The sequence below is a fragment of the Dyella sp. genome, assembly GCF_035685885.1.
Classification (GTDB): Bacteria; Pseudomonadota; Gammaproteobacteria; order Xanthomonadales; family Rhodanobacteraceae; genus Dyella.
Genome location: NZ_DASRZX010000003.1, coordinates 33,746 through 55,145, shown reverse-complemented (window position 1 = coordinate 55,145; position 21,400 = coordinate 33,746). Strand labels below are relative to the sequence as shown.

Annotated in this window: 22 protein-coding genes; 13 read left to right on the top strand and 9 right to left on the bottom strand. The window is 65.4% G+C overall.

What is annotated here, in order from left to right:
• Positions 1–59: 59 nt before the first annotated feature.
• Entirely contained in the window at positions 60–416 is a 357-nt protein-coding gene (locus tag VFG49_RS00540; RefSeq protein WP_324857303.1) for a hypothetical protein, read from the bottom strand.
• Between the two features lie 203 nt (positions 417–619).
• On the opposite strand from VFG49_RS00540, the gene VFG49_RS00535 reads away from it, so the two are divergent.
• The 3 genes from VFG49_RS00535 to VFG49_RS00525 all read left to right on the top strand — a co-directional run bounded on the left by VFG49_RS00535 (position 620) and on the right by VFG49_RS00525 (position 3,059).
• Positions 620–1,501 (top strand): 23S rRNA (adenine(2030)-N(6))-methyltransferase RlmJ, encoded by an 882-nt coding sequence (locus VFG49_RS00535; RefSeq protein ID WP_324857433.1) that lies wholly within the window; start codon positions 620–622, stop codon positions 1,499–1,501.
• A 90-nt stretch (positions 1,502–1,591) separates the two neighbouring features.
• Positions 1,592–2,107, top strand: coding sequence for a Slp family lipoprotein (locus VFG49_RS00530; protein WP_324857301.1), 516 nt, complete (start codon positions 1,592–1,594; stop codon positions 2,105–2,107).
• Between the two features lie 43 nt (positions 2,108–2,150).
• Positions 2,151–3,059: a cation diffusion facilitator family transporter gene (locus tag VFG49_RS00525; protein WP_324857299.1), complete on the top strand. Its 909-nt coding sequence runs from the start codon at positions 2,151–2,153 to the stop codon at positions 3,057–3,059.
• 93 nt (positions 3,060–3,152) lie between these two features.
• Here VFG49_RS00525 and VFG49_RS00520 read toward each other — a convergent pair whose 3' ends face one another.
• Both VFG49_RS00520 and VFG49_RS00515 read right to left on the bottom strand, forming a co-directional pair.
• Positions 3,153–3,548 carry a VOC family protein gene (locus tag VFG49_RS00520; RefSeq protein WP_324857297.1) on the bottom strand — a complete coding sequence of 132 codons (396 nt, stop codon included), beginning with the start codon at positions 3,546–3,548 and terminating at the stop codon, positions 3,153–3,155.
• Positions 3,545–3,937: an MmcQ/YjbR family DNA-binding protein gene (locus VFG49_RS00515; protein ID WP_324857295.1), complete on the bottom strand. Its 393-nt coding sequence runs from the start codon at positions 3,935–3,937 to the stop codon at positions 3,545–3,547. Before VFG49_RS00515 ends, VFG49_RS00520 begins: the two co-directional genes overlap by 4 nt.
• A gap of 181 nt (positions 3,938–4,118) precedes the next feature.
• Here VFG49_RS00515 and VFG49_RS00510 point away from each other — a divergent pair, with 181 nt between their 5' ends.
• The 5 genes from VFG49_RS00510 to VFG49_RS00490 all read left to right on the top strand — a co-directional run bounded on the left by VFG49_RS00510 (position 4,119) and on the right by VFG49_RS00490 (position 11,171).
• Positions 4,119–4,721: a GNAT family N-acetyltransferase gene (locus tag VFG49_RS00510; protein ID WP_324857293.1), complete on the top strand. Its 603-nt coding sequence runs from the start codon at positions 4,119–4,121 to the stop codon at positions 4,719–4,721.
• Between the two features lie 162 nt (positions 4,722–4,883).
• Positions 4,884–8,339, top strand: a complete 3,456-nt coding sequence (gene mfd, locus VFG49_RS00505) for a transcription-repair coupling factor (protein ID WP_324857291.1) — start codon at positions 4,884–4,886, stop codon at positions 8,337–8,339.
• A 199-nt stretch (positions 8,340–8,538) separates the two neighbouring features.
• Entirely contained in the window at positions 8,539–9,456 is a 918-nt protein-coding gene (locus VFG49_RS00500) for a LysR family transcriptional regulator (protein ID WP_324857290.1), read from the top strand.
• Between the two features lie 53 nt (positions 9,457–9,509).
• The gene (locus VFG49_RS00495; protein WP_324857288.1) at positions 9,510–9,929 is read left to right on the top strand and encodes a VOC family protein; all 420 of its coding nucleotides are present in this window, start codon (positions 9,510–9,512) and stop codon (positions 9,927–9,929) included.
• 84 nt (positions 9,930–10,013) lie between these two features.
• Entirely contained in the window at positions 10,014–11,171 is a 1,158-nt protein-coding gene (locus tag VFG49_RS00490) for a calcium:proton antiporter (protein ID WP_324857285.1), read from the top strand.
• A gap of 48 nt (positions 11,172–11,219) precedes the next feature.
• Here the strand turns inward: VFG49_RS00490 and egtD are convergent, their stop codons facing one another.
• Together egtD and egtB are read right to left on the bottom strand one after the other, a co-directional pair.
• Positions 11,220–12,206 (bottom strand): L-histidine N(alpha)-methyltransferase, encoded by a 987-nt coding sequence (gene egtD / locus VFG49_RS00485; protein WP_324857283.1) that lies wholly within the window; start codon positions 12,204–12,206, stop codon positions 11,220–11,222.
• Entirely contained in the window at positions 12,203–13,456 is a 1,254-nt protein-coding gene (gene egtB / locus VFG49_RS00480; RefSeq protein ID WP_324857281.1) for an ergothioneine biosynthesis protein EgtB, read from the bottom strand. The genes egtD and egtB overlap by 4 nt, the downstream gene beginning before the upstream one ends.
• 215 nt (positions 13,457–13,671) lie before the next feature.
• Between egtB and VFG49_RS00475 the strand changes: the two genes are divergently transcribed.
• Positions 13,672–14,100, top strand: coding sequence for a DUF6491 family protein (locus tag VFG49_RS00475; protein ID WP_324857279.1), 429 nt, complete (start codon positions 13,672–13,674; stop codon positions 14,098–14,100).
• A gap of 72 nt (positions 14,101–14,172) precedes the next feature.
• Here VFG49_RS00475 and VFG49_RS00470 read toward each other — a convergent pair whose 3' ends face one another.
• The 3 genes from VFG49_RS00470 to VFG49_RS00460 form a co-directional block, all read right to left on the bottom strand.
• Positions 14,173–14,508, bottom strand: coding sequence for a hypothetical protein (locus tag VFG49_RS00470; protein ID WP_324857277.1), 336 nt, complete (start codon positions 14,506–14,508; stop codon positions 14,173–14,175).
• 127 nt (positions 14,509–14,635) lie between these two features.
• Positions 14,636–16,831, bottom strand: coding sequence for a bifunctional 23S rRNA (guanine(2069)-N(7))-methyltransferase RlmK/23S rRNA (guanine(2445)-N(2))-methyltransferase RlmL (rlmKL, locus tag VFG49_RS00465; RefSeq protein WP_324857275.1), 2,196 nt, complete (start codon positions 16,829–16,831; stop codon positions 14,636–14,638).
• On the bottom strand, positions 16,828–17,352 hold the full coding sequence (locus tag VFG49_RS00460) for an alpha/beta hydrolase (protein ID WP_324857273.1): 525 nt from the start codon (positions 17,350–17,352) through the stop codon (positions 16,828–16,830). The genes rlmKL and VFG49_RS00460 overlap by 4 nt, the downstream gene beginning before the upstream one ends.
• A gap of 88 nt (positions 17,353–17,440) precedes the next feature.
• Between VFG49_RS00460 and VFG49_RS00455 the strand changes: the two genes are divergently transcribed.
• The 4 genes from VFG49_RS00455 to VFG49_RS00440 all read left to right on the top strand — a co-directional run bounded on the left by VFG49_RS00455 (position 17,441) and on the right by VFG49_RS00440 (position 20,215).
• Positions 17,441–18,007 carry an N-acetylmuramoyl-L-alanine amidase gene (locus VFG49_RS00455; RefSeq protein ID WP_324857271.1) on the top strand — a complete coding sequence of 189 codons (567 nt, stop codon included), beginning with the start codon at positions 17,441–17,443 and terminating at the stop codon, positions 18,005–18,007.
• A 45-nt stretch (positions 18,008–18,052) separates the two neighbouring features.
• Entirely contained in the window at positions 18,053–18,916 is an 864-nt protein-coding gene (tesB, locus tag VFG49_RS00450) for an acyl-CoA thioesterase II (protein WP_324857269.1), read from the top strand.
• 92 nt (positions 18,917–19,008) lie between these two features.
• Complete coding sequence (locus VFG49_RS00445) at positions 19,009–19,401, top strand: putative signal transducing protein (protein ID WP_324857267.1); 393 nt, start codon at positions 19,009–19,011, stop codon at positions 19,399–19,401.
• Positions 19,402–19,504: 103 nt separating this feature from the next.
• On the top strand, positions 19,505–20,215 hold the full coding sequence (locus VFG49_RS00440) for an arginyltransferase (RefSeq protein WP_324857265.1): 711 nt from the start codon (positions 19,505–19,507) through the stop codon (positions 20,213–20,215).
• A 133-nt stretch (positions 20,216–20,348) separates the two neighbouring features.
• Here the strand turns inward: VFG49_RS00440 and adhP are convergent, their stop codons facing one another.
• Positions 20,349–21,386 (bottom strand): alcohol dehydrogenase AdhP, encoded by a 1,038-nt coding sequence (gene adhP, locus VFG49_RS00435; protein ID WP_324857263.1) that lies wholly within the window; start codon positions 21,384–21,386, stop codon positions 20,349–20,351.
• Between the last annotated feature and the right edge of the window lie 14 nt (positions 21,387–21,400).

Genomic DNA, 21,400 nt, shown 5'->3' with positions numbered 1-21,400 from the left:
CCTGCTGCACAGATGCGTCGAATCGGCCGGCATGCCGGCCCGTTGCGCAAAACGGAGAATCAGGCGACCGGCGGTCGCAGCGGCGGTTCGTAGACCGGCTGTGGCGCCGGTTCACGCTGGGCCTGCCAACGCTCGTTGCCAGGCAACACTTGCGGCACATGCCCCGCAGGCGAGGCCGGGACGTTTGCCGTGGCGTGCGCGCAGCATCCATCGGCCGCCATGCCCGCCCCATGGGTATCACCGTGGTCATGCGGCGCCGGCGAGTGAGGCATCGACATATCCATCCCGCCGTGCGTGGGCACGCAGCAATCCATCGGCTGCGCCCATGCCACGCTGGCCAGCGCCAGCCACGCGCACAGCGCCAGCGCGAACAAGGCGCGGCAACGACGCAAATGGCGGAATACATGGCGGGTCATGCCCCAAGGATAGCCACGGGGCCGCCGCAGGCTCAACTCTGGAGAAGGCTCCAACGACGCCTCAACCTCCTGTAGGAGCGCACCCAGTGCGCGATCGGCGGCAGAGCGGAAGCGATAGGGCGCTCTCGTCGCGCACAGCTGCGCTCCCACAGAACACGGCGGCCAGGCCGTATAATCGCCCACCGTCCGGCGTATTCATGCCCATGAACTACCGTCACGCCTATCACGCCGGCAACTTTGCCGATGTCCTCAAGCACGCGGTGCTGTTCGCGCTGATCGAGGCCCTGAAGGCCAAGCCCACGCCATTCGCTTTCATCGACACGCACGCCGGCAGCGGTTGCTATGCGCTCGACGGCGTCGAGGCGGGCAAGACCGGCGAGCACAAGGACGGCATCACGCGCCTGCTGTTTCCCGATCTGCATTCGTCCGGCGCACCTGCCGGGCCGTTGCCACCGCTGCTGCGCCACTGGCTGGACTCGATCCTTCGCCTGCCCGGCAACGAACACGGCCTGAAGCTTTACCCGGGCTCGCCCCTGCAGGTCGCCAACGCCTTGCGCGACACCGACAGCGCCCAGTTGTGTGAGCTGCATCCGGAAGAGGCAACGCGATTGCGCGAGCTGTTCCACCGCGACCGCCGGGTCCACGTTCACGAGCGCAACGGCTACGAAGCGTTGAAGGCGCTGTTGCCGCCCAGAGACAAGCGCGGCCTGGTGCTGATCGATCCACCGTACGAAGCGCAGGAAGCGGAATACCGCGTGATCGAAAAAGCGCTGAAGGCGGCGCTGCAACGATGGCCCACCGGCGTATACGCCGTGTGGTACCCGATCAAGTTGCGCAGCCAGGTACAGCCGTTCCATCGCTGGCTGCAGCATTGCGGCGTGCGCCGGGTGCTGCGTGCGGAGCTGCTGGTGCACCCGGATGATTCGCCGCTTCGGCTCAACGGCTCGGGCATGGTGATCCTGAATGCGCCGTGGAAGCTCGACGACGCGTTGCGGGAGCCGCTACGCGCCCTGGCGCCGCTGCTGTCGCAGGAACGACCCGCGCAATGGCGGCTGGACTGGCTGGTGGAAGACACCGCCGCCTGAACGCCTCTCGGCGCCTCCACGCTCCGCCTACCACCGGCATCGTGGCCCCGCTAAGCTCAAGGCATCGAAGCCTGATCGCCGGAGACCGCCATGTTCCATCGCAGCGCCTCGTACCTTATCCGTGGACTTCTGCCTGCCGGCCTGCTGACGCTGGCGGCATGTGCTCCGGCTCCCATCTACAAGCCCTCGGCCAGCACCGTGTCGGCCACGCCGACCATGGTGGCCCAGTCGCCCGACCGTTACGCCAGCGCCGACGTGATCTGGGGTGGCCGCATCGTGGATGTGCACAACTTCGCCGACCACAGCGAGATCGAGATCCTGGGCTACCCGCTGGACAGCTCGCAGCGACCCAAGGCGGACAATGGCGGCGGCTGGGGTCGCTTCATCGCCGTCATGCCAGGCTATGTCGAATCGTTCGATTACCCGTCCGGCGGGCTGGTGACCCTTGCGGGCCGCGTCACCGGCAATCGTCCGGGTAGTGTCGGCGAAGCGGGCTACGTCTTCCCTACCGTGAGCGTGGCGCAATCGCACGTCTGGACGGCCGCCGAAATGCAGAGCGGCAAGTCCAACGTGAGTTTCGGCATCGGCGTGGGCGTCGTTCACTGACGCCAGGCGTTTACACTGCGGGCTTCGTCCAAAGGAAGGCACGATGTCCGGCCAAGCCAATTCGCTACGCGCGATCCTGCTCGCTCTCGGCGCCAATTTCGCCATCTTCGTGAGCAAGCTCGTCGCCGCCTTCATCACGGGCTCCGGCGCCATGCTTGCCGAGGCCGTGCACTCCCTCGCCGATTGCGGCAACCAGGGCCTTCTGCTCATCGGCATGCGCCAGGCAGACCGGCCGCCATCGGACGAATACCCGCTGGGCTGGGGTCGCGCGCCCTATTTCTGGTCATTCCTGGTGGCCATGCTGTTGTTCAGCGTGGGCGGCATGTTTTCCATCTACGAGGGTATCCACAAGCTCGGCCACCCAGAACCGCTGAAATGGCCGTGGCTGGCCATCGGCGTGCTCGGCTTCGGTGTCGTAGCGGAATCCATTTCGATGCATGGCTGCCTCACCGAGGTGAACAAGGCTCGGCAGGGACGCAGCCTCTGGCGTTGGTTCCACGAAACACGCTCCAGCGAACTACTGGTGATCTTCGGCGAAGACCTGGCGGCCTTGCTTGGCCTGTCCATCGCGCTGGTGGCGGTGACGGCCACCATGCTCACTGGCAACCTGCTGTACGACGCCGTTGGCACCATCGCCATCGGCGCGCTGCTGGTGATCGTGGCGATTGCCGTGGCCTACGAAGTAAAGGCTTTGCTGATCGGCCAGGGCGTTGAGCCGCAGCGGCGCGAAGAGATCATGGCCTTCATCAACGCGCGTCCCGAAGTGGACGTCGTGCTCAACCTCATCACGCTGCAGATGGGGCCGGACGTGATGGTGGCCGTCAAGGCACGCATGTCCCCGGCACCCGACCAATCCGCGTTCATCGCCAACATCAACAGCGTGGAACGCGCCATGAAGACGCAGTTCCCGGATATCCGCTGGAGCTTCTTCGAGCCCGATGTGGCCGATTGAACATGGCGCCATGTGCGTAGGAGCGCATCCAGTGCGCGATGAGCCTGCGACACGCAGGCACCATGGCGCCCCGGTCGCGCACTGGGTGCGCTCCTACAAAGACGCCAACTGCAACAAATCCCACTTGTTGCCATAGAGATCCTTGAACACCACGACGGTGCCATAGCTCTCCGTACGCGGCTCCTCGCAGAATTCGGCGCCAGCAGAACGCATGCGCTCGTAGTCGCGCCAGAAATCGTCCGTGTACAGCAACAGGAATACCCGCCCGCCCGTCTGGTCGCCCACGCGGGACAACTGCTCCGGCGTCGTCGCCTTGGCCAGCAGCAGGCGCGTCTCGGTGGCGCCCGGCGGCGAAACCACCACCCAGCGCTTGCCACCGCCCATGTCGGTGTCTTCCACCAGCCGGAACCCGAGCACCGTCGTGTACCAGGCAATGGCCTCGTCGTAGTCGGCCACCACCAGCGCGATGCTTCCGATGTGCTGCTTCACTTCATCTTCTCCGTCGGCGGCCACGGCCCCAGTTCTGCCTGCATTTTCTTGGTGAGCCTGGCGCGTACCAGCCCATAGGACGCAAGCACGAAATCCGCCAGTTCGGACGAGGCGAAGCGCCTGGGCTCCACCACCGATATCCAGTGGGCGCGGGCCATGTAAGGGGCGGCGATGATACCCGGCTGGTCGGTCAGCTCCAGAAAGCGCTCGTCCTGCACCTTGAAGGACAGCCGCCCGCCCTCGCTGCCATCACTCGGGGTCACCACGAACATCTTGCCGGCCACGCTGAAGACCAGATCCGCACCCCACTTGATGTCACGCGTTACGCCGGGCAGGCGCTTGCATAGTGCTTCCAATTGGGCCGCGGTCATGCCTTTGGCTGCTGCCATGGATTTCACCCTCCTTCGACGCGCGGTAACCCGCAAAGACGCATTCTGACCGAGCCGTAGAAGCAGGTAGACCCAACCCGCTCGCCTGCCGCAATGCGCTGCGACATAGAGCCTCTTGGAACAGCTTCGAAAAGGGAGTCTCATTCATGCTGCAGTGCACACAATACGGTAAAGTATGGCCATGAGCCCCGCCATCGACCTCTCCAACAACCGCGTGCTTCCCCCGCGCAGCCGGGAGCGTTTTGCCCGTCCGCGCCTGCTTGAGCTGCCGCGTCCGAAGGGTGAGCTGGTTCATACCCACGACGGCCGCGAGCTGCGCCTGCGCAGCATCGAGCCGGGCGACGTTGCCGCCCTCAAGCGCCAGTTCTCGCGCCTGTCGCCGGAAGACATCCGTCGTCGCTTCCTGCACTCCATGGGCGAACTGCCCGAGCCGATGGCGCAGCGCCTGTGCCGCATCGATCCTGCCCTCGAAACGGCGTACGTGCTGATGGACGAAACCGTGCATCCGGCAGAGCTGCGAGGCGTGGGCCGCATCTTTGTCGACGAAACCGCCAACAGTGCCGAGTTTTCCGTACTGGTGGAACACGACTGGGCCCGTCAGGGTCTGGGCGCCCTGCTGATGCAGCGCCTCGTCGAGGATTGCCGCCGCCGGGGCCTGCATGAAATCTGGGGCTACGTGCTGCTGGAGAATCGCCCCATGCTGCACCTGTGCAAGGAACTGGGCTTCGTCCGCCGGCTGACGCCCGACGAGCCGGGCACCACGCAGATATCCCTGCAACTCTGACCCCGCTGCCGACGGCAGCGCACCGGCCAAGGGTTGTCGCGCACGCCGCGCGCCCCAACAACGATGACACGCACAGCGCCCCGGTCCGTCCGGGGCGCTCGCGTTACACTCCTCCGCTTTCCCGGCGCGGCCCGACGGCGGCGCCCTCGATCCGGCGTACGCATGGCCCCCACTATTCCGCATCCGTCCCTGCCCACCTCTCCCAAGCAGCGCCGCTTCTGGACGTCGCCGCACGGTTCCTCACGCGCCCTGCTGGTGGCCGAGACGGCACGTTCGCACTCGGGCCTGCTGGTGGCGGTAACCAGGGACACGCAACGCGCCCATGCCCTGGAGGACGAGCTGCGGATCTTTGCCGGCAGCCTCCCGGTGCTCCATTTTCCCGATTGGGAAACCCTGCCCTACGACGTCTTCAGCCCGCATCCGGACATCGTCTCCCAGCGCATCGCCACCCTGTTCCAGTTGCCCGGCACGCAACGCGGCGTGCTGGTGGTACCCATCGCCACGCTGATGCAGCGCATCGCTCCGCGCAGCCACATTACCGGCAGCGGGTTGATGGTGAAGAAAGGGCAGAAGCTGGATCTCGCCCACGAACAGCGTCGACTGGAAGGGGCGGGCTATCGCAACGTGCCGCAGGTGGCCGAACCCGGTGATTTCGCCGTACGCGGCGCGCTGATCGACATCTTTCCGATGGGCGCGATCGAGCCCTACCGCATCGAGCTGTTCGATGACGAGATCGAATCCATCCGCAGCTTCGATCCGGAGACGCAGCGCTCGCAGCAGCAGGTGGAGCGCATCGAATTGTTGCCTGCGCGCGAGTTCCCGCTCACCGAAAACGCCGCCAAGGATTTCCGCACGCACCTGCGCGAGCGCTTTCCCATCGACGTGCGCCGCTGTCCGCTCTACCAGGACATGAAGGAAGGCGTCACGCCGGGCGGCATCGAGTACTACTTGCCGATGTTCTTCGAACAGACTGCCACGCTGTTCGACTATCTCGCCGACAACGCCGTGTTCCTGCTCGGCGAAGGTGCGCTGGAGTCGGCCGAACAGTTCTGGACGCAGACGGGCGAACGCTACGACCAGCGCGCGCACGACATCGAACGCCCGGTCCTGCCACCGGCGGAGCTCTACCTGCAGCCCGAGCAGCTGCGTGAGCAGCTCAACAAGCGCCTGCGCATCGAGCTGGTGGAAAGCGGCCACGAACACGCGCAGCCGAGCGGCACGCAGCCCGCACCCGAACTGCCGCTCAACCGCAAGGGCGAGGAACCCGGCACATCGCTGCGCCATTTCCTCTCCAGCTATCCAGGTCGCGTGCTGATTGCCGCCGACTCGGCGGGACGGCGCGAAGCACTCATCGAGCAACTGGCAGGCGCGGGCCTCAAGCCGGATGCAGTGGATGGCTGGGCGACCTTCGTCGCTGCTGGCGACAAGCCGCGCTTCGCCATCACCATCGCCTCGCTGGAACAGGGCTTCGCGCTCACCGAGCCTGCGTTCACGGTGCTCACCGAGCGCGAACTGTTCGGCGAGCGCGTGCGCACCGAACGCAAGCGTCGTCGAGGCGCCGCGCGCGACCCCGAAAGCATCATCCGCGACCTCACCGAGCTGACCATCGGCGCGCCCATCGTCCACGTCGACCACGGCGTGGGTCGCTACCAGGGCTTGGTCTCGATGGAACTGGGCGGCATGGATGGCGAATTCCTCATCATCGAATACGCCAAGGGCGACAAGCTCTACGTACCGGTGGCGCAGCTCGGCCTGGTCAGTCGCTACACGGGCACCTCGCCTGACCTCGCACCGCTGCATTCGCTGGGTGGCGACGCCTGGGAACGCGCCCGCCGCAAGGCGGCCGAGAAGGTGCGTGACGTCGCCGCGGAACTGCTGGCGATCTATGCGCAACGCGAGGCCCGCGGCGGCGAATCGCTGCCGATCGATCGCCAGCTGGTGGAGGAATTTGGCGCCAGTTTCCCGTTCGAGGAAACGCCCGATCAGGAGCACGCCATCAACTCGGTGCTGACCGATCTTGCCGCGCCGCGGGCGATGGATCGCGTCATTTGCGGCGACGTAGGCTTCGGCAAGACCGAGGTGGCGTTGCGCGCGGCTTTTGCTGCCGCCACAGCGGGCAAGCAGGTGGCCGTGCTGGTTCCCACCACCCTGCTCGCCCAGCAGCACTATCGCAACTTCGCCGACCGCTTTGCCGACTGGCCGGTGCGTGTCGACGTGCTCTCCCGCTTCAAGTCGAGCAAGGAAGTGAACGAGGCCCTCAAGCGCCTTGCCGACGGACAGATCGACGTGATCGTGGGCACGCACAAGCTGCTTGCCCCGGAAATCCGTTTCAAGAACCTGGGCCTCGTCGTGGTGGATGAGGAGCAGCGTTTCGGCGTGCGCCAGAAGGAACAGCTGAAGAAGCTGCGCGCCGAAGTCGACCTGCTCACCATGACGGCGACGCCGATTCCGCGCACGCTCAACATGGCGATGAGCGGCCTGCGCGACCTGTCGCTGATCGCCACGCCGCCGGCGCACCGCATGGCCGTGCGCACCTTCATTTCCGCCTGGGAACCGGCGCTGATCCGCGAGGCGTTCCAGCGCGAGCTTCAGCGCGGCGGCCAGGTGTATTTCCTGCACAACGAAGTGGATACCATCGAGCGCGCCGCGCGCGAACTGGAGGAACTCATTCCGGACGCGCGCATTGGCATCGCCCACGGCCAGATGCCCGAGCGCGAACTGGAACGCGTGATGGCCGACTTCCACCGCCAGCGCTTCAACGTACTGGTGTGCACCACCATCATCGAAACGGGCATCGACATCCCGACGGCCAACACCATCATCATCAACCGCGCAGACCGCTTCGGCCTTGCGCAGTTGCACCAGCTGCGCGGCCGCGTGGGACGTTCGCACCATCGCGCCTATGCTTATCTCGTAGTGCCCGACCGCAAGGCCATGACCGCCGATGCGGAAAAGCGCCTCGAAGCGATCGCTTCGCTGGAGGAACTGGGTGCGGGCTTCACGCTGGCCACGCACGATCTGGAAATCCGCGGCGCCGGTGAACTGCTGGGCGACGAACAGTCCGGCCAGATCCAGGAGATCGGCTTTGGCCTCTACACGGAACTGCTGGAACGCGCCGTGCGTGCACTTAAGTCAGGCAAGGTGCCCGACTTCGACCTGAGCAGCGAACACGAAACCGAAGTGGAACTGCACCTGCCGGCGCTGATCCCCGACGACTACCTGCCCGACGTGCACACGCGCCTGACGCTGTACAAGCGCATCGCCAGCGCGCGCAACGACGACCACCTGCGCGACCTGCAGGTGGAAATGATCGACCGCTTCGGCCTGCTGCCCGATCCGACCAAGCAACTCTTTGCCGTGGCGCAGCTAAAGCTGATGGCTACGCCGCTGGGCATCCGCAAGCTGGACTTCGGCGCCAATGGCGGGCGCATTACCTTCCGCGACAAGCCGGAGGTCGAACCGATGGCCATCATCCGCCTGATCCAGAGCCAGCCGCGCGTCTACAAGCTGGACGGCCAGGACAAGCTGAAGGTGAACCTGGAACTGCCCGGCGCCAGCGAGCGCATCCGCTCGGCACACGAGGTACTGGTGCAGTTGGGTGCGCGCAGGCCGCAATGATCGGGCTGTATGGCTGAAGGTCTGCACTTCGAAGCTGCCCTCTCTCTGTAGGAGCGCACCCAGTGCGCGATCGCCGAGGTGATCGTGCGGTCCTTATGGCGCAATGGGTGCGCCCCTACAGGGAGGGGTGTATTGCCCGTCCACGGCGCGGGACCGTTCTTGCCGTACTATCGCCTCGACTCGTTCGAAGGGGCCGAACATGTTGTCCGAGGACGAACTGGCTTTGCTGGAAGCCATCCGCGAGAGTGGCAGCCTCTCACGCGCTGCCGTGCGCCTGGGCAAGGCGCCTTCCACCATATCGCACGCGGCGCGCCAGCTTGAAGCGCGGTTCGATGCACTGCTGTTCGACCGGCGCCGCTACCGCCTGCAACTCACGCCGGCCGGCCAGCTGCTGGCGATCGAAGCCGCGCGCCTGATGCAGGATGTGTCGCGGCTTACGCGGCGCGTGAAGCAGATCGCCAGCGGCTGGGAAGACAGGCTATGGATTGTCACCGATGAAATCCTTGAGTTCGAGATCCTCGCACCGGTGATCCGCAGTTTCGACGGCCTGCAGTCCGGCGTCGCACTGCGCCTGACCACCGAAGTGCTGGGTGGCACCTGGGAAGCGCTGCGTGACGGCCGCGCCGACATCATCGTGGGCGCAACCAACGAACCTCCCGCGATACCCAAGTTGCGCTGGTTCGAGCTGGGCGTCATGGAATGGGTGTTTGCCGTGTCGCCCCGCCACCCGCTGGCGAAGGCCACCGAACCACTGGAACGCGAAGCGGTGGCCCGGCATCGCAGCGTCGTGGTGGCCGACTCCTCGCGTAGTTCGGCAGGACGCGCCTACGGCCTGGTCGGCGGCCAGGCAACGCTGGCGGTGCCCAGCATGCGCGCCAAGATCATCGCGCAGCGTCAGAACCTGGGCGTGGGCTGGCTGCCCCGCCAACGCGTAACGGGCCTGCTCAAGCGCGGCGAACTCGTGGAAAAGCAGATGGCCGACCCACGCGAACCCAACACCTTATATGTCGCCTGGCGCGGCGACCACGAAGGCCGCGCGTTGTCGTGGTGGCTGGACGAATTGCGCCAGCCACGCCTGGCCAAGCGGCTGATCAAGGGTCTGGAAATCACCGACTGACAACATCGCCTGCCGCAACCTGCGCGCACCAAACCGGGAGGGGTCGCATCGCCATGATCCGCAACCGTTCCATGCCACCGGGCGTCTTCATACCCACGCTGGCGTATCGCAGTGTCCCGGAAGCGGCCGACTGGCTATGCCGCGTCTTCGGTTTCCAGGAGCGATTGCGTATCGGTGACCATCGGGTGCAACTCGTCTACGGCGGCGCGTCGATGGTCGTGACCGAGAGCGCCACCGATGCGGTGGCTGTCGACATGATGCACGCCGTCATGGTCCATGTGCCGGACGTGGATGCTCATCATGCACGGGCGCTTCAATGCGGCGCGAAGATTCTCGGCACACCCATGGACCATCCCTATGGCGAGCGCCAGTACGCCGTGGAAGACATCGGCGGGCATCGCTGGGTATTCACGCAATCCATTGCGGATGTCGACCCGGCAGCGTGGGGCGGCTTGCTGTTTGACGATGCCTGAACCGGCATCGCGTCTTCTGTATGCTGCCTGTGTGTTCGTGGAATGCGCGCCAGCGACACGACCGATCAGAAAGGAATGCCACGCATGACCAGCCTTGCATCGAAAGCGGCCGACGGGCTGCCCATGTTCAATCCCAGGATGCTTGTCCGCCCGGCCATCGCCTGGATCACGGTCAGCCTGTTTCTGATTTTCGGTTCGGACTGGATGGCGCACCTGAGCCGCCACGAGATCGGCCTCGCGTTGTTTGCGTGGTTGTTCTTCGTGATCGTGTGGGTGGCGTTCGGCGTGGTGCACGAGGCGGAGGAACTGGCCGGCCTCCTCGGTGAACCGGTTGGCACGCTGGTGCTGACGCTGTCGATCGTGATCATCGAAGTGGTGCTGATATCCGCGGTGATGCTGGGTGCAGGCGACACCGCCACGCTCGCGCGCGACACCATGTTCGCCGTACTGATGATCGTATTGAACGGCGTGGTGGGCCTGGGCCTGCTGATCGGTGGCATCCGTCATCACGAGCAGGCCTTCAACCTGCATGGCGCGTCGGCCTATCTCGCGGTGATCATCCCGCTAGCGACCATTGCGCTGGTGCTGCCCAACTTCACGGCATCCACCTCGGACGGCACGCTCACCTCGGTGCAGGCCATTGCGTTCTCCATCCTCACCATCGCGCTTTACGGCCTTTTCCTGTGGCTGCAGACCGGTCGCTACAAGGGCTACTTCGTGGCGCCGCGCTCCGATTCGGACGCCAATGAACCGGAAGAACCGCCGGCGCCACCGCGCACGCCGCGCAAGGGCGAAATGCCGTTCCACGTCGTCCTGCTGCTGGTCAACATCCTGCCGATCGTGATCCTGTCCAAGAGCCTCGCCAAGGTGCTCGACTACGGCATTGCCGCCACCGGCGCGCCGCACTCGCTGGGCGGCATCATCATCGCCATGCTGGTGTTCACCCCGGAAGGCATTTCCGCGCTGGTGGCGATCCGCCGCGACCAGCTCACCCGCGCCATCAACCTTTGCCTGGGCGGTGCGGCATCCACCGTGGGGCTCACCGTGCCCGCCGTGCTCGCCATTGGTCTGTTCACCGGCAAGCCCGTCGTGCTGGGATTGCCGCCGGCAAGCATCGTGTTGCTGGCGTCGACTCTCGTGCTGAGCAGCCTGACCTTCTCCGGATGGCGCACGACCATGCTGGAAGGCGCCGTGCACCTGTCGATGTTCGCGGTGTTCCTGGTGCTGGTATTCAGCCCCTGATCGATGATGCAGGGCACGCCGCCATGGGCGCGCCTTGCGTGAGCCGCGTCAGGCTTTCGTCGTTCCAGCGCGCACGAGGAAGTACACGGCAAACATCTGCTGGGCGTCGGTCCACGCATGCGCGATCTCGAGGCCAGCCTTGGCAGCCAGCGCGGCGAAATCCTCCGGCGAATACTTGCAGCTGTATTCGACCTGCATGGCTTCGTCCAGGCCGAACGACACCTGTTGCTTGCCTACGCGCACCTTCTGGTCCCGCGTACTGACGAGGAAGGTTTCGATGCGGCCAGCCATCGCGTTGTAGTGCGCACGGTGGCGGAAGGCGGCCAGATCGAAATCGCTGCCGATTTCCCGATTGAGCCGCACCAGCATGTTGAGGGTGAACTCGGCCGTGACGCCGGCGCGATCGTTGTACGCCGCCTCGATGGTGGCGACATCCTTCTTCAGGTCCGCGCCGATCAGGATGCCACCGCCGTCGCCCATTTCAGCGCGCATCTTGCGCAGCAGTTCGGCGGCTTCGCGGGCCTCGAAATTGCCGATGGTGGAACCAGGAAAATAGAGCACGGTGCGACGCGCGGCCCGCGGCGGAATAGGCAGCCGCAAGGGGCGCGTAAAGTCACCCAGATGCGCCTGCACCGGCAACGCGGGAAACCCCTCGGCCAGCTCCTGCACGCAAGTACGCAGCGGCTCCGGCGAGATCTCTACGGGCACGTACGACACCGGCCGGTGCAGGTGTTCAAGCAGCATGCGCGTCTTCACCGCATTGCCACTGCCATACTCCACGAGCCTGACATCGTCGCCGAGCACGTCGGCCATTTCGCCAGCGTGCGCGTCCATCAGCGCGATCTCGCAACGGGTGAGGTAGTACTCCGGTTGCTCGCAGATCGCCTCGAACAGTTGCGATCCGCGCTCGTCGTAGAACAGCCACGACGGCAGCCGCTTGGGTTTGGAGCGCAAGCCGCGCTGCACGATGCCAACCAGATCGTCCACGGGCGGACGACGGTCATCGTCACGCAGTTCAAAGGCTTGCACACTCATCGGTCCTGCCCCAGGCGTATCCCCATGAACTGCCAGCGCGCATGGGGTGGAAAGAAGTTTCGATAACTGGCGCGAATGTGCTCGCTTGGCGTCACGCAGGACCCACCGCGCAACACCCACTGCCCGCACATGAATTTGCCGTTGTATTCACCCAGCGCACCGGCCAGCGGCCGGAAACCCGGGTAACTAACGTAGGGCGAGGCGGTCCACTCCCATACGTCGCCAAACATCTGCAACGGGCCGAATCGCGCATCGGCCGGGCGCGGGTGGAAGCATTGCGCATCGAGCAGGTTGCCCTGCACCGGCACCACACTGGCAGCGCTCTCCCACTCGGCCTCGGTGGGCAAACGAGCGCCCGCCCAGCGGGCAAATGCATCGGCCTCGAAATAGCTGACATGGCTGACCGGCGCGCGGGGATCGATCGGTTGCACGCCCGCCAGGGTGAACTCGCGGGCCAGGTCTTCCTGCCAATAGAACGGTCGCTGCCACTGCTCGCGGCATACCGTGTCCCAGCCCTCGGACAACCACAGCGAGGGTTCGCGATAACCACCGTCGTGAACGAAAGCAGCGTATTCCGCGTTGGTCACCAGCCGGTTCGCCAGCGCATGCGGCGCAAGCAATGCACGATGCCGGGGCGATTCGTTGTCGAAAGCAAACTCCACGCCGTCATGGCCGATCTCGACAATGCCTTCGCGTCCCGTCATGAAGTCGAGCGGCACCGAGGCGGACACCCGGTCCGACACCAGCGGCGCGGTGTAGGCCGGCAACAAGGGATTGGACGCGAACGCGTGCTTGATGTCGGTGAGCAGCAGCTCCTGATGCTGCTGCTCGTGCTGCAGGCCCAGTTCGAGAATGGGCAGCAGCGAGGGATCGGCATCGGCCAGCAGACGCTCGCTCACGGCATCATCGATGCGTTTGCGGTAGTCGAGAACCTGTGCCACGCCGGGACGCGAAATCAGCCCACGGCGCGGCCGCGCATGCATCGGCCCAACCGCTTGGTAGTAAGAGTTGAACAGGTACGACCACTCCGAATGCACCGGGCGATAAGCGGGATCGCGCTCCAGCAGGAACTGCTCGAAGAACCATGTCGTATGGGCAAGGTGCCACTTCGCCGGGCTGGTGTCCGGCATGGACTGCACCATCATGTCCTCGGCGTTTAGCGGCGCGCACAACGCCACGCTACGGGAGCGGATCCTACGGAATCGCTGCACCCACGCTTCGGCTTGTGCGGCCGACTGCGCGAGGGTCATCGACGCCCCCGGAATGGAAGGCCAGGGTTGCCCAGTGGGCCGTGCTCGTCCGGGGCTTGTGGAGTAGTGGCTTCACGTCGCAGCATGGGGCGAACCATGCCGCAGCAAACGTTCAAAACATGTGATGCGGTGATGGCGAATGCTTGACAGTGTTGTATGCGGCAACGCGACATGCGCGTTAGCCATGGACGTCTTCCCCAATGCCGAGGTGACGTATGAAGACACCAGCACTCGTACTGCTTGCGGCCATGACCTGTATCGCCCTGCCCGGCGTCGCAGCCAGCCAGGACAAGGCGCCGGCATACACGCCGCTCCGCCCCGTCAGCGAATGCTTGCGCCCGGATAGAATCAACGAATGGTATGTGGTCGATTCCAGCACGGTGATCGCACGCACGGGCCCTGATCGCTATCTCGTCAAGCTCCAGGCGAAATGTCCCCAGCTGGGCATCGGGCAAAGCCTGCGATTCCGTGCCAATCGTTCCAATGAAGCCGCCGGCATGGGCGCCATGTGCGGCGAGGCCGGCGAGACCGTGGCCTCGCGTGATCAGCCGCCGTGCGCCGTGCAGTCGATCGCCAAGATCGACAAGGCACAGTTCGACAAACTCAGCAGTCATTCGAAGCAGCACGGCACGCTTACGCCGTAACCGTCGTCCCTCCCGCAACGAAGAAGCCCGGCAGATGCCGGGCTTCTTGTTCCTGCATGGCTACCGAAGGAATCAGTGGCCGTAGTAGCGATAACCGCCGCGGTGGTAGTAACCGCCATGGTGGTAGTAGCCCGGACGCCCAACCACAACGGCGGCGCCCACGGCCGGACCGTAGTACACGGGTGCCGGCGGGCCGTAGACCACCGGAGCCGGTGCGTACACCACAGGCGCCGGCGCATACACCACCGGGGCCGGTGCGTAGTAGGCAGGGCCCACCACTGGCAGACCGATGCCCACGTTCAAGCTCACGTGGCTGCCTGCGAATGCGGGCGCCACGGCGGCGCTGCCGATCAATACGACGGAGGCCAGGGCAATGCGCTTGATGGTGGAATATTTAGTGTTGTTCATGAAGTCGTCTCCCAAGGGAGGCTTGATTCCGACAGAGGGACTCAATGTTGCCCTCTATCGCTCTTTGCCGGTGTCCATGCTCGGACTTTCGCGCTGAATCCGCACTGAGTAAACACGTCCTTTACGTTCAGCGTTTCCCCTGATTTCTGACGTGGTTCACACTGCCTCCCCAAGGCGATTCCGGGGCATGCTGACGAAGCACCCAGCAGCCGTGGATATCGGCTCGGCGCGAGAAGTCGAACGGGATGCTGGGCGCGCTCCAGTCCTCGATGCTGAACCGTTCAGCGAGTGCTTCATGATCCAGCTTGAAGCGCCGGAAATTGTTGGAGAACACGATGATGCCGTCCGGTGCCAGGCGATCCGCGCAGGCCAGCAGCAGGCGCACATGGTCGCGCTGGACGTCGAAGTCATCCGCTCGCTTGGAGTTGGAGAACGTCGGCGGGTCGACGTAGATCAACCCGTAGCGTTCGCGGTCGCGTTGCAGGAAGAGAAGCGCGTCCGCCTGCATCAGGCGGTGCCCGCTGCCGGTGAAGCCGTTCAACGCCAGGTTGCGCGATGCCCAGTCCAGATAGGTGGCTGAAAGATCCACGCTGGTGGTGTCGCGCGCGCCGCCCGCCGCCGCATAGACGCTGGCAGTCGCGGTGTACGCGAACAGGTTGAGGAAGCGCCGCCCCTGCGCCAGCTCGCGCACCTTGGCGCGAACGAGGCGATGGTCGATGAAGAGGCCGGTGTCCAGGTAGTCCGTCAGGTTGACCAGGAATCGCAGGCCACCTTCGGCCACTTCGACGAAATCACCGCGCTGGTCGAACTGGCCGTACTTGGACCCGCCCTTGCCGCGCTCGCGGGTCTTGAGCGCGATACGGTCACGCGGCACCTCGAGCACTTCGCCGGCCACGCGAACGATCTCGCGCAACCGCTGGCGTGCCGTTTCCACGGGAATCTCGGCCGGCGCGCGGTATTCCTGGATGTGCAGCCAGGACTTGCCTTCCTCGTTGCCGTAGACGTCGACCGCCGCCGCGTATTCGGGAAGGTCCTGGTCGTACGCGCGCCAGCACTGGATGCCTTCGCGTTCCAGCCGCTTGCGCAGGTGGCGCAGGTTCTTCTCGATCCGGTTGCGCAGCATCTGCGCGCCCTCGGACAAGGGCTTCGCATCACGCGGCGCTTCGCTGCGGGCGTGCAGCTCGAAGACGAGCAGCACGGTTTCCAGCGCGCCGTTGTAGAGCGCGTACTTCTTCTCGGCGCGCAACGGCATGGCCTGACCCAGCTCCGCATCGCCCGCCAGCACCGCGGCGCGCCAGCCGGCAAAGCGCTCACGCAACGTTTCGCCCAGCGCGCGATAGAGACGCGGCATCTCCGCGCGGTCGCCAAGGCGTTCGCCATAGGGCGGATTGGTGATCACGAGGCCGCGATCGAAGCCCGGCGGCGGCGCCACGTGCAGCGCGTCGTGCTTGTCCAGCGTGAAAAAGCCGGATACGCCAGCTTCCTGCGCGTTGCGTTTGGCCGTCTGAACCATGCGCGGATCGGCGTCGCTGCCGAAGAAGCAGCTGCGCAGGGCACGCAGGCCGGTGTCGGCGCGTTGGCGTGCTTCATCCAGCAGACCACGCCACAGTGCGATGTCGTGCTGTTGCCAGCCAAGGAAACCGTAGTACTCGCGGTGCAGTCCCGGCGCAACGTCCGCGGCCATCCACGCACCTTCGATCAACAGCGTGCCGGAGCCGCACATGGGATCGAGCAGCGCACCGCCTTCGGCATAGATGTCGGGCCAGCGCGCGCGCAACAGCATGGCTGCGGCGAGATTTTCCTTCAGGGGCGCCTCGCCCTGCACTTCGCGCCAGCCGCGACGATGCAGCGGCGCACCCGCCAGGTCGAGCGACAACGTGGCGCGATCGCGACGCAGGCGCAGATTGATGCGCACGTCGGGTTCTTCGGTGTCCACATCCGGCCGCGAGCCATCGCGCTGGCGGAACTGGTCGACGATGGCGTCCTTCACGCGCTGCGCGATGAACTGGCTATGGGTGAGCTTGCTCTGCGCGGAGTTCGCATCCACCGCCAGCGTGGCATGCGATGCAAGGTGGCGCGACCAGTCGATCGCCTGCACGCCTGCATAGAGCGCATCGTCGGTGGCCGCGTCGAATTCGGCCAGCGGCAATAGCACGCGGCTGGCCAGGCGCGACCACAGGCAGGCACGGTAGGCCGTTTCCAGCGAGCCGGCGAAGTGCACGCCCGCGAGGGCTTCGCGCACGTCTTCGGCGCCCAGCGCAACCAGTTCGTCGCGCAGCAGGTATTCGAGGCCCTTGGGGCAGGTGGCGAAGAAGGCGCTCATGCGGCGGCCAGTTGTTGGAGGAAAAGACGGAACTGGCCCACGATGTGGTCCACGCTTGCACCCAGGCGATGATCGTCGTCCACCACCGTCAATGGCAGGCGCTTGCGTTGGGCAAAGGACAGCACGCCCTCGGGAGGACACACCTCGTCCTGCCAGCCGTGGTACAGCAAGGTGGGAACGCCGGCGCGCAGGTCGAATGCCTGGGCGTAGCCCGGTATTTCGCTGGGTGTCGCCAGCAGGAACAGGCCCGCCACGGGGCGCTGCAGCGAGGCGAGCCCGGAAACGAATGAGCCCATGCTGGAACCCACCAGCACCGGCGGCCCATCCTGGGTGTCGATGGCTGCCACCAGGCGCGCCACGCGCGGGTCGACCGAGGCGGTGTGGCCTTGCAGGTCGTCCTGGCGATAGTCGGGCCGCTGGGTGCGCCAACCGAGCGATTCGGCGAAAGCGGCCATCACGCTGACCTTGGTGGCATCCGGACCCGAGTCCGAGCCATGCGAAAGAATGATCTGGCCGCCCATAGCGGTCTCCAACACTGCATCAAGCCATACATCGTAACAGGCACGCTCTGGCGGGATGCCGCCCCGCGCCTATGCGAGACTGCGCCCCATGTCCCTGACCGTCATCGACCAGCCCCTGCCCTACGTCCACCTGCTGCCGGAGCGTCCCGCCGACGCGGTGGAGCTGGTGGTCATCCATTGCACCGAGCTACCCGACCTGGCCACGGCCCGGGAGTACGGCGAGCGGGTGCTCTACGAGGATCGCGGCACCGGTGCCAGCGGCCACTATTACATCGACCGGGACGGTCGGATCTACCGCTATGTCCCCGGCACCCGGGTGGCCAACCACGTGCGCGGCCGCAACCCCAACTCCATCGGCATCGAACTGGTGAACCTGGGCCGTTATCCGGACTGGTGGCATGCGGCGCGCCAGACCATGACCGAACCCTATACGCCGGCCCAGCTCGACGCCCTGCGCGCCCTGCTTGCCCAGCTGCGCCGGGAACATCCGAACCTGCGCCAGATCGCCGGTCATGAAGACCTGGATACCGCCCGCCTGCCAGCCACCGACGACCCTTCGGTCGACGTGCCCCGCAAGCTGGATCCGGGCCCCTTGTTCCCCTGGGCCGAAGTGCTGGACGGCAGCGGCCTGGAGCGAATCGCGGCCGGCCAGTGACGCGCCGGCTATAATCGCCCGCCATCTTTTGCCGCCGAGCGCCTTATGACGGAAACCAACGTCCGAGAACTGGTCGACCTGCTCGAACTGGAGCGGCTTGAGGACAACCTGTTCCGCGGCCAGAGCCGTGACATCGGCACGCATTTCGTCTTCGGCGGGCAGGTACTGGGCCAGGCCCTGTCGGCGGCCCAGCGCACCGTAGACCTGGAGCGCGAGGCGCATTCGCTGCACGCTTATTTCCTGCGCGCCGGCGACATCAATGCACCCATCGTCTACAGCGTGGAGCGCACCCGCGATGGCGGCACGTTCTCGTCGCGCCGCGTGGTGGCGATCCAGCACGGGCAGCCGATCCTGAATGGATCGATCTCCTTCCAGGTGCCGGAAACCGGGTTTGAACACCAGTCCTCGATGCCGGAAGTCCCCATGCCCGAGGACATCGAGCCGATGCAGCCGCTACCGCCGGAGCGCCTGGCCAAGCTGCCCGAAAAGTTGCAGCGCTGGCTGGGCGTGGACGCGCCGTTCGAGTTCCGCCACGTTTGGCCGCAGGACAAGCTGCATCCGGTAAAGCGTCCGCCGTTCCAGCACATCTGGTTCCGCCTTACCGCCCCGGTGGACGATTCGCCCGCGCTGCACCGCTCGCTGTTGGCCTATGCCTCGGACTTCAACCTGATCGGCACGGCCACCCTGCCGCACGGCATCTCCTACTACACGCACAACGTGCAGATGGCGAGCCTGGACCACGCCCTGTGGTTCCACCGCCCGTTCCGTGCCGACGAATGGCTGCTCTACTCCTTCGACAGCCCGACGGCACAAGACGCGCGGGGTCTCGCGCGAGGCCAGATCTTCAGCCGTGATGGCCGGTTGATCGCCTCCACGGCCCAGGAAGGCCTGATCCGCCTGCGCGCCTGACCACCAGGACCTCCGTAGTAAAATCCCCGAAGCGGACGTACTGCGCCCGCTGAACCGGCCGGCCCGCTTCCGGCGAACCCAAGGTTTTCTCCATGCGTCAGCTCTATACCTCGCCCCGCCAGGAAAACATCGACCGCGTCGCCGCGTTGCTGACCGAGCAGGGCATCGAGTGCACCATCGAGAACCGCTCGAACTACAACCGTCCGACCTACCAGCGCTTCAGCTACTCCCAGCGCAGCGAAAACCGCGACAACTGGGCCCAGGTGTGGGTGACCCGCGCCGACGACTACACCCGCGCCCGTGCCGTCCTCAAGGAAATGGGCATCGAACCAGTGGTACGCCACGGCGAGGAGCTGGCACTGGCGCGCAACGCCACCCCGGAACTGCGCCGCCGCAGCGTGGCAACACGTATCCGGCGCATCGTCTTGCTGGCGGTGGCCGGCGCCTTTGTCGTCCTGATGTTGCGTTACATGGGTGTCATCTGAGGGACTGCGGGGCAGACCCGACAGTCCGCGCACTCTGATCCGACGCTATTTATAGGTTTTTTCCTACTCACACGACGACCCAAACCGGACATAGAATCGGACCATGCGCTCCGATCGTGTCCGCCTCTTCCAAACCCTGCCGCACACCTGCGGCTACTTTGGCGAGCGCACGGCACAGAACCTGGTGATCGATCCGGCCGCTCCCCAGCTGGACCAGCTTTATGGGCCCGCCTTGGAGCGAGGATTTCGGCGTGCCGGCGGCCATCTCTATTACCCGTATTGCAGCAACTGCCGCGCCTGCACGCCCTGCCGCATCGATGTGGCCCAGTTTCGTCCGGATCGCTCCCAGCGGCGGTGCCTGCGCGACAACGCCGACATCCAGGTCGTCGAATCGATGGCTGGCTACAACGCCGAGAGGCATGCCCTGTATGAGCGCTACCTCCGACAACGGCATCCGGGCGGCGGCATGGATGAAGCAGATGCCAGTGATTTCCGACGCTTCCTGACTGCTCCGTGGAGCCCGACGCTGTTTCTGGAATTCCGAGCCAACTCCCACCTGTTGGGCGTGGCAGTGACGGATGTCTGTCAGCAGGGGCTGTCGGCGGTCTACACCTTCTATGACCCGGACGAAACCGCACGGGGCCTGGGCACGTTCGCCATCCTGCAGCAGGTCGCGCTGGCCAAGCGGCGCGCCCTGCCCTGGGTGTACCTCGGATTCTGGATCGCGGGCCACCCCAAGATGGATTACAAGCGCCGGTTCCGACCGCTGCAGATCCGCACCAGCGAGGGCTGGGTGGAGATGCCGGAAGGCTGAGGCTTTCCCTCTCTTGTGGGAGGCACCCTGTACGCGATTGGCGCCTCGCGATGACCCTGGTCCGGCGCAGGTTTTACGGGACGGTCGCGCACAGGGTGCGCTCCCACGGGAGAAACAGTGCTACTGGGCACGCTCAAGCGGTGCCGATGTCCAGCACCACGCGGCCCTGGATATGGCCTTCGCGCAGCCCTTGCAGCACGTCGTTAACGTCTTCCAGCTTGCGCCGCTCGATGGTTGCCGTGACCTTGCCATCGGCCGCGAACGCCACCGCTTCGGCGAGATCCTTGCGCGTCCCCACGATGGAACCGCGAATGGTCAGGCGCTTGAGCACGACGTCGAAAATGGGCGTGGCGAAATCGCCTGGCGGCAGGCCCACGAGACTCATGGTGCCGCGACGACGCGTGAAGTTGAGCGCCTGCGAGAACGCCGGTGGCGACACGGCCGTGACCAATACGCCATGCGCACCGCCTCCCGTTGCGTCCAGCACCTTTTCCACGGCGTGCGGGTCGCGCGCATCGACAGTGGCCGACGCACCCAGTTTGCGCGCCAGCTCCAGCTTTTCATCGGCCACGTCCACAGCAACCACCTGCAGGCCCATGGCCGTGGCGTATTGGACGGCTAGATGGCCAAGGCCGCCGATGCCGGAAATCGCGATCCACTCTCCGGGTCGCGCCTCCGTTTCACGGATGCCCTTGTAGGTGGTGACGCCCGCACAGAGGATCGGCGCCATCGCCGCAAAGTCGACGTCCTTGGGCAACCTCGCCACATACGCTGCATGGCCAATCGCGTATTCGGCAAAGCTGCCGTTTACGCTATAGCCACTGTCGTGCTGCGTCTCGCACAGCGTCTCCCAGCCCGTAATGCAGTACTCGCAATGACCGCACGCGTCGTGCAACCACGCAATGCCGACCGGATCGCCCACCTTGAGGTTATCGACGCCCTCACCCAGTGCGGCCACCACGCCCACACCCTCGTGCCCCGGGATAAAGGGTGGCTGTGGCTTTACCGGCCAATCGCCGTCCACCGCATGGACGTCCGTATGGCAAACCCCTGTGCAGACGATCTTCACCAGCACCTCGCCACGCGAGGGCGTCGGTACCGGCACCTGCTCGATCTGCAACGGCTCGCCGAAGCGGTGGGCGACAGCGGCTTTCATCGTCTTGGGGACCATGGGTGCTCTCCTTG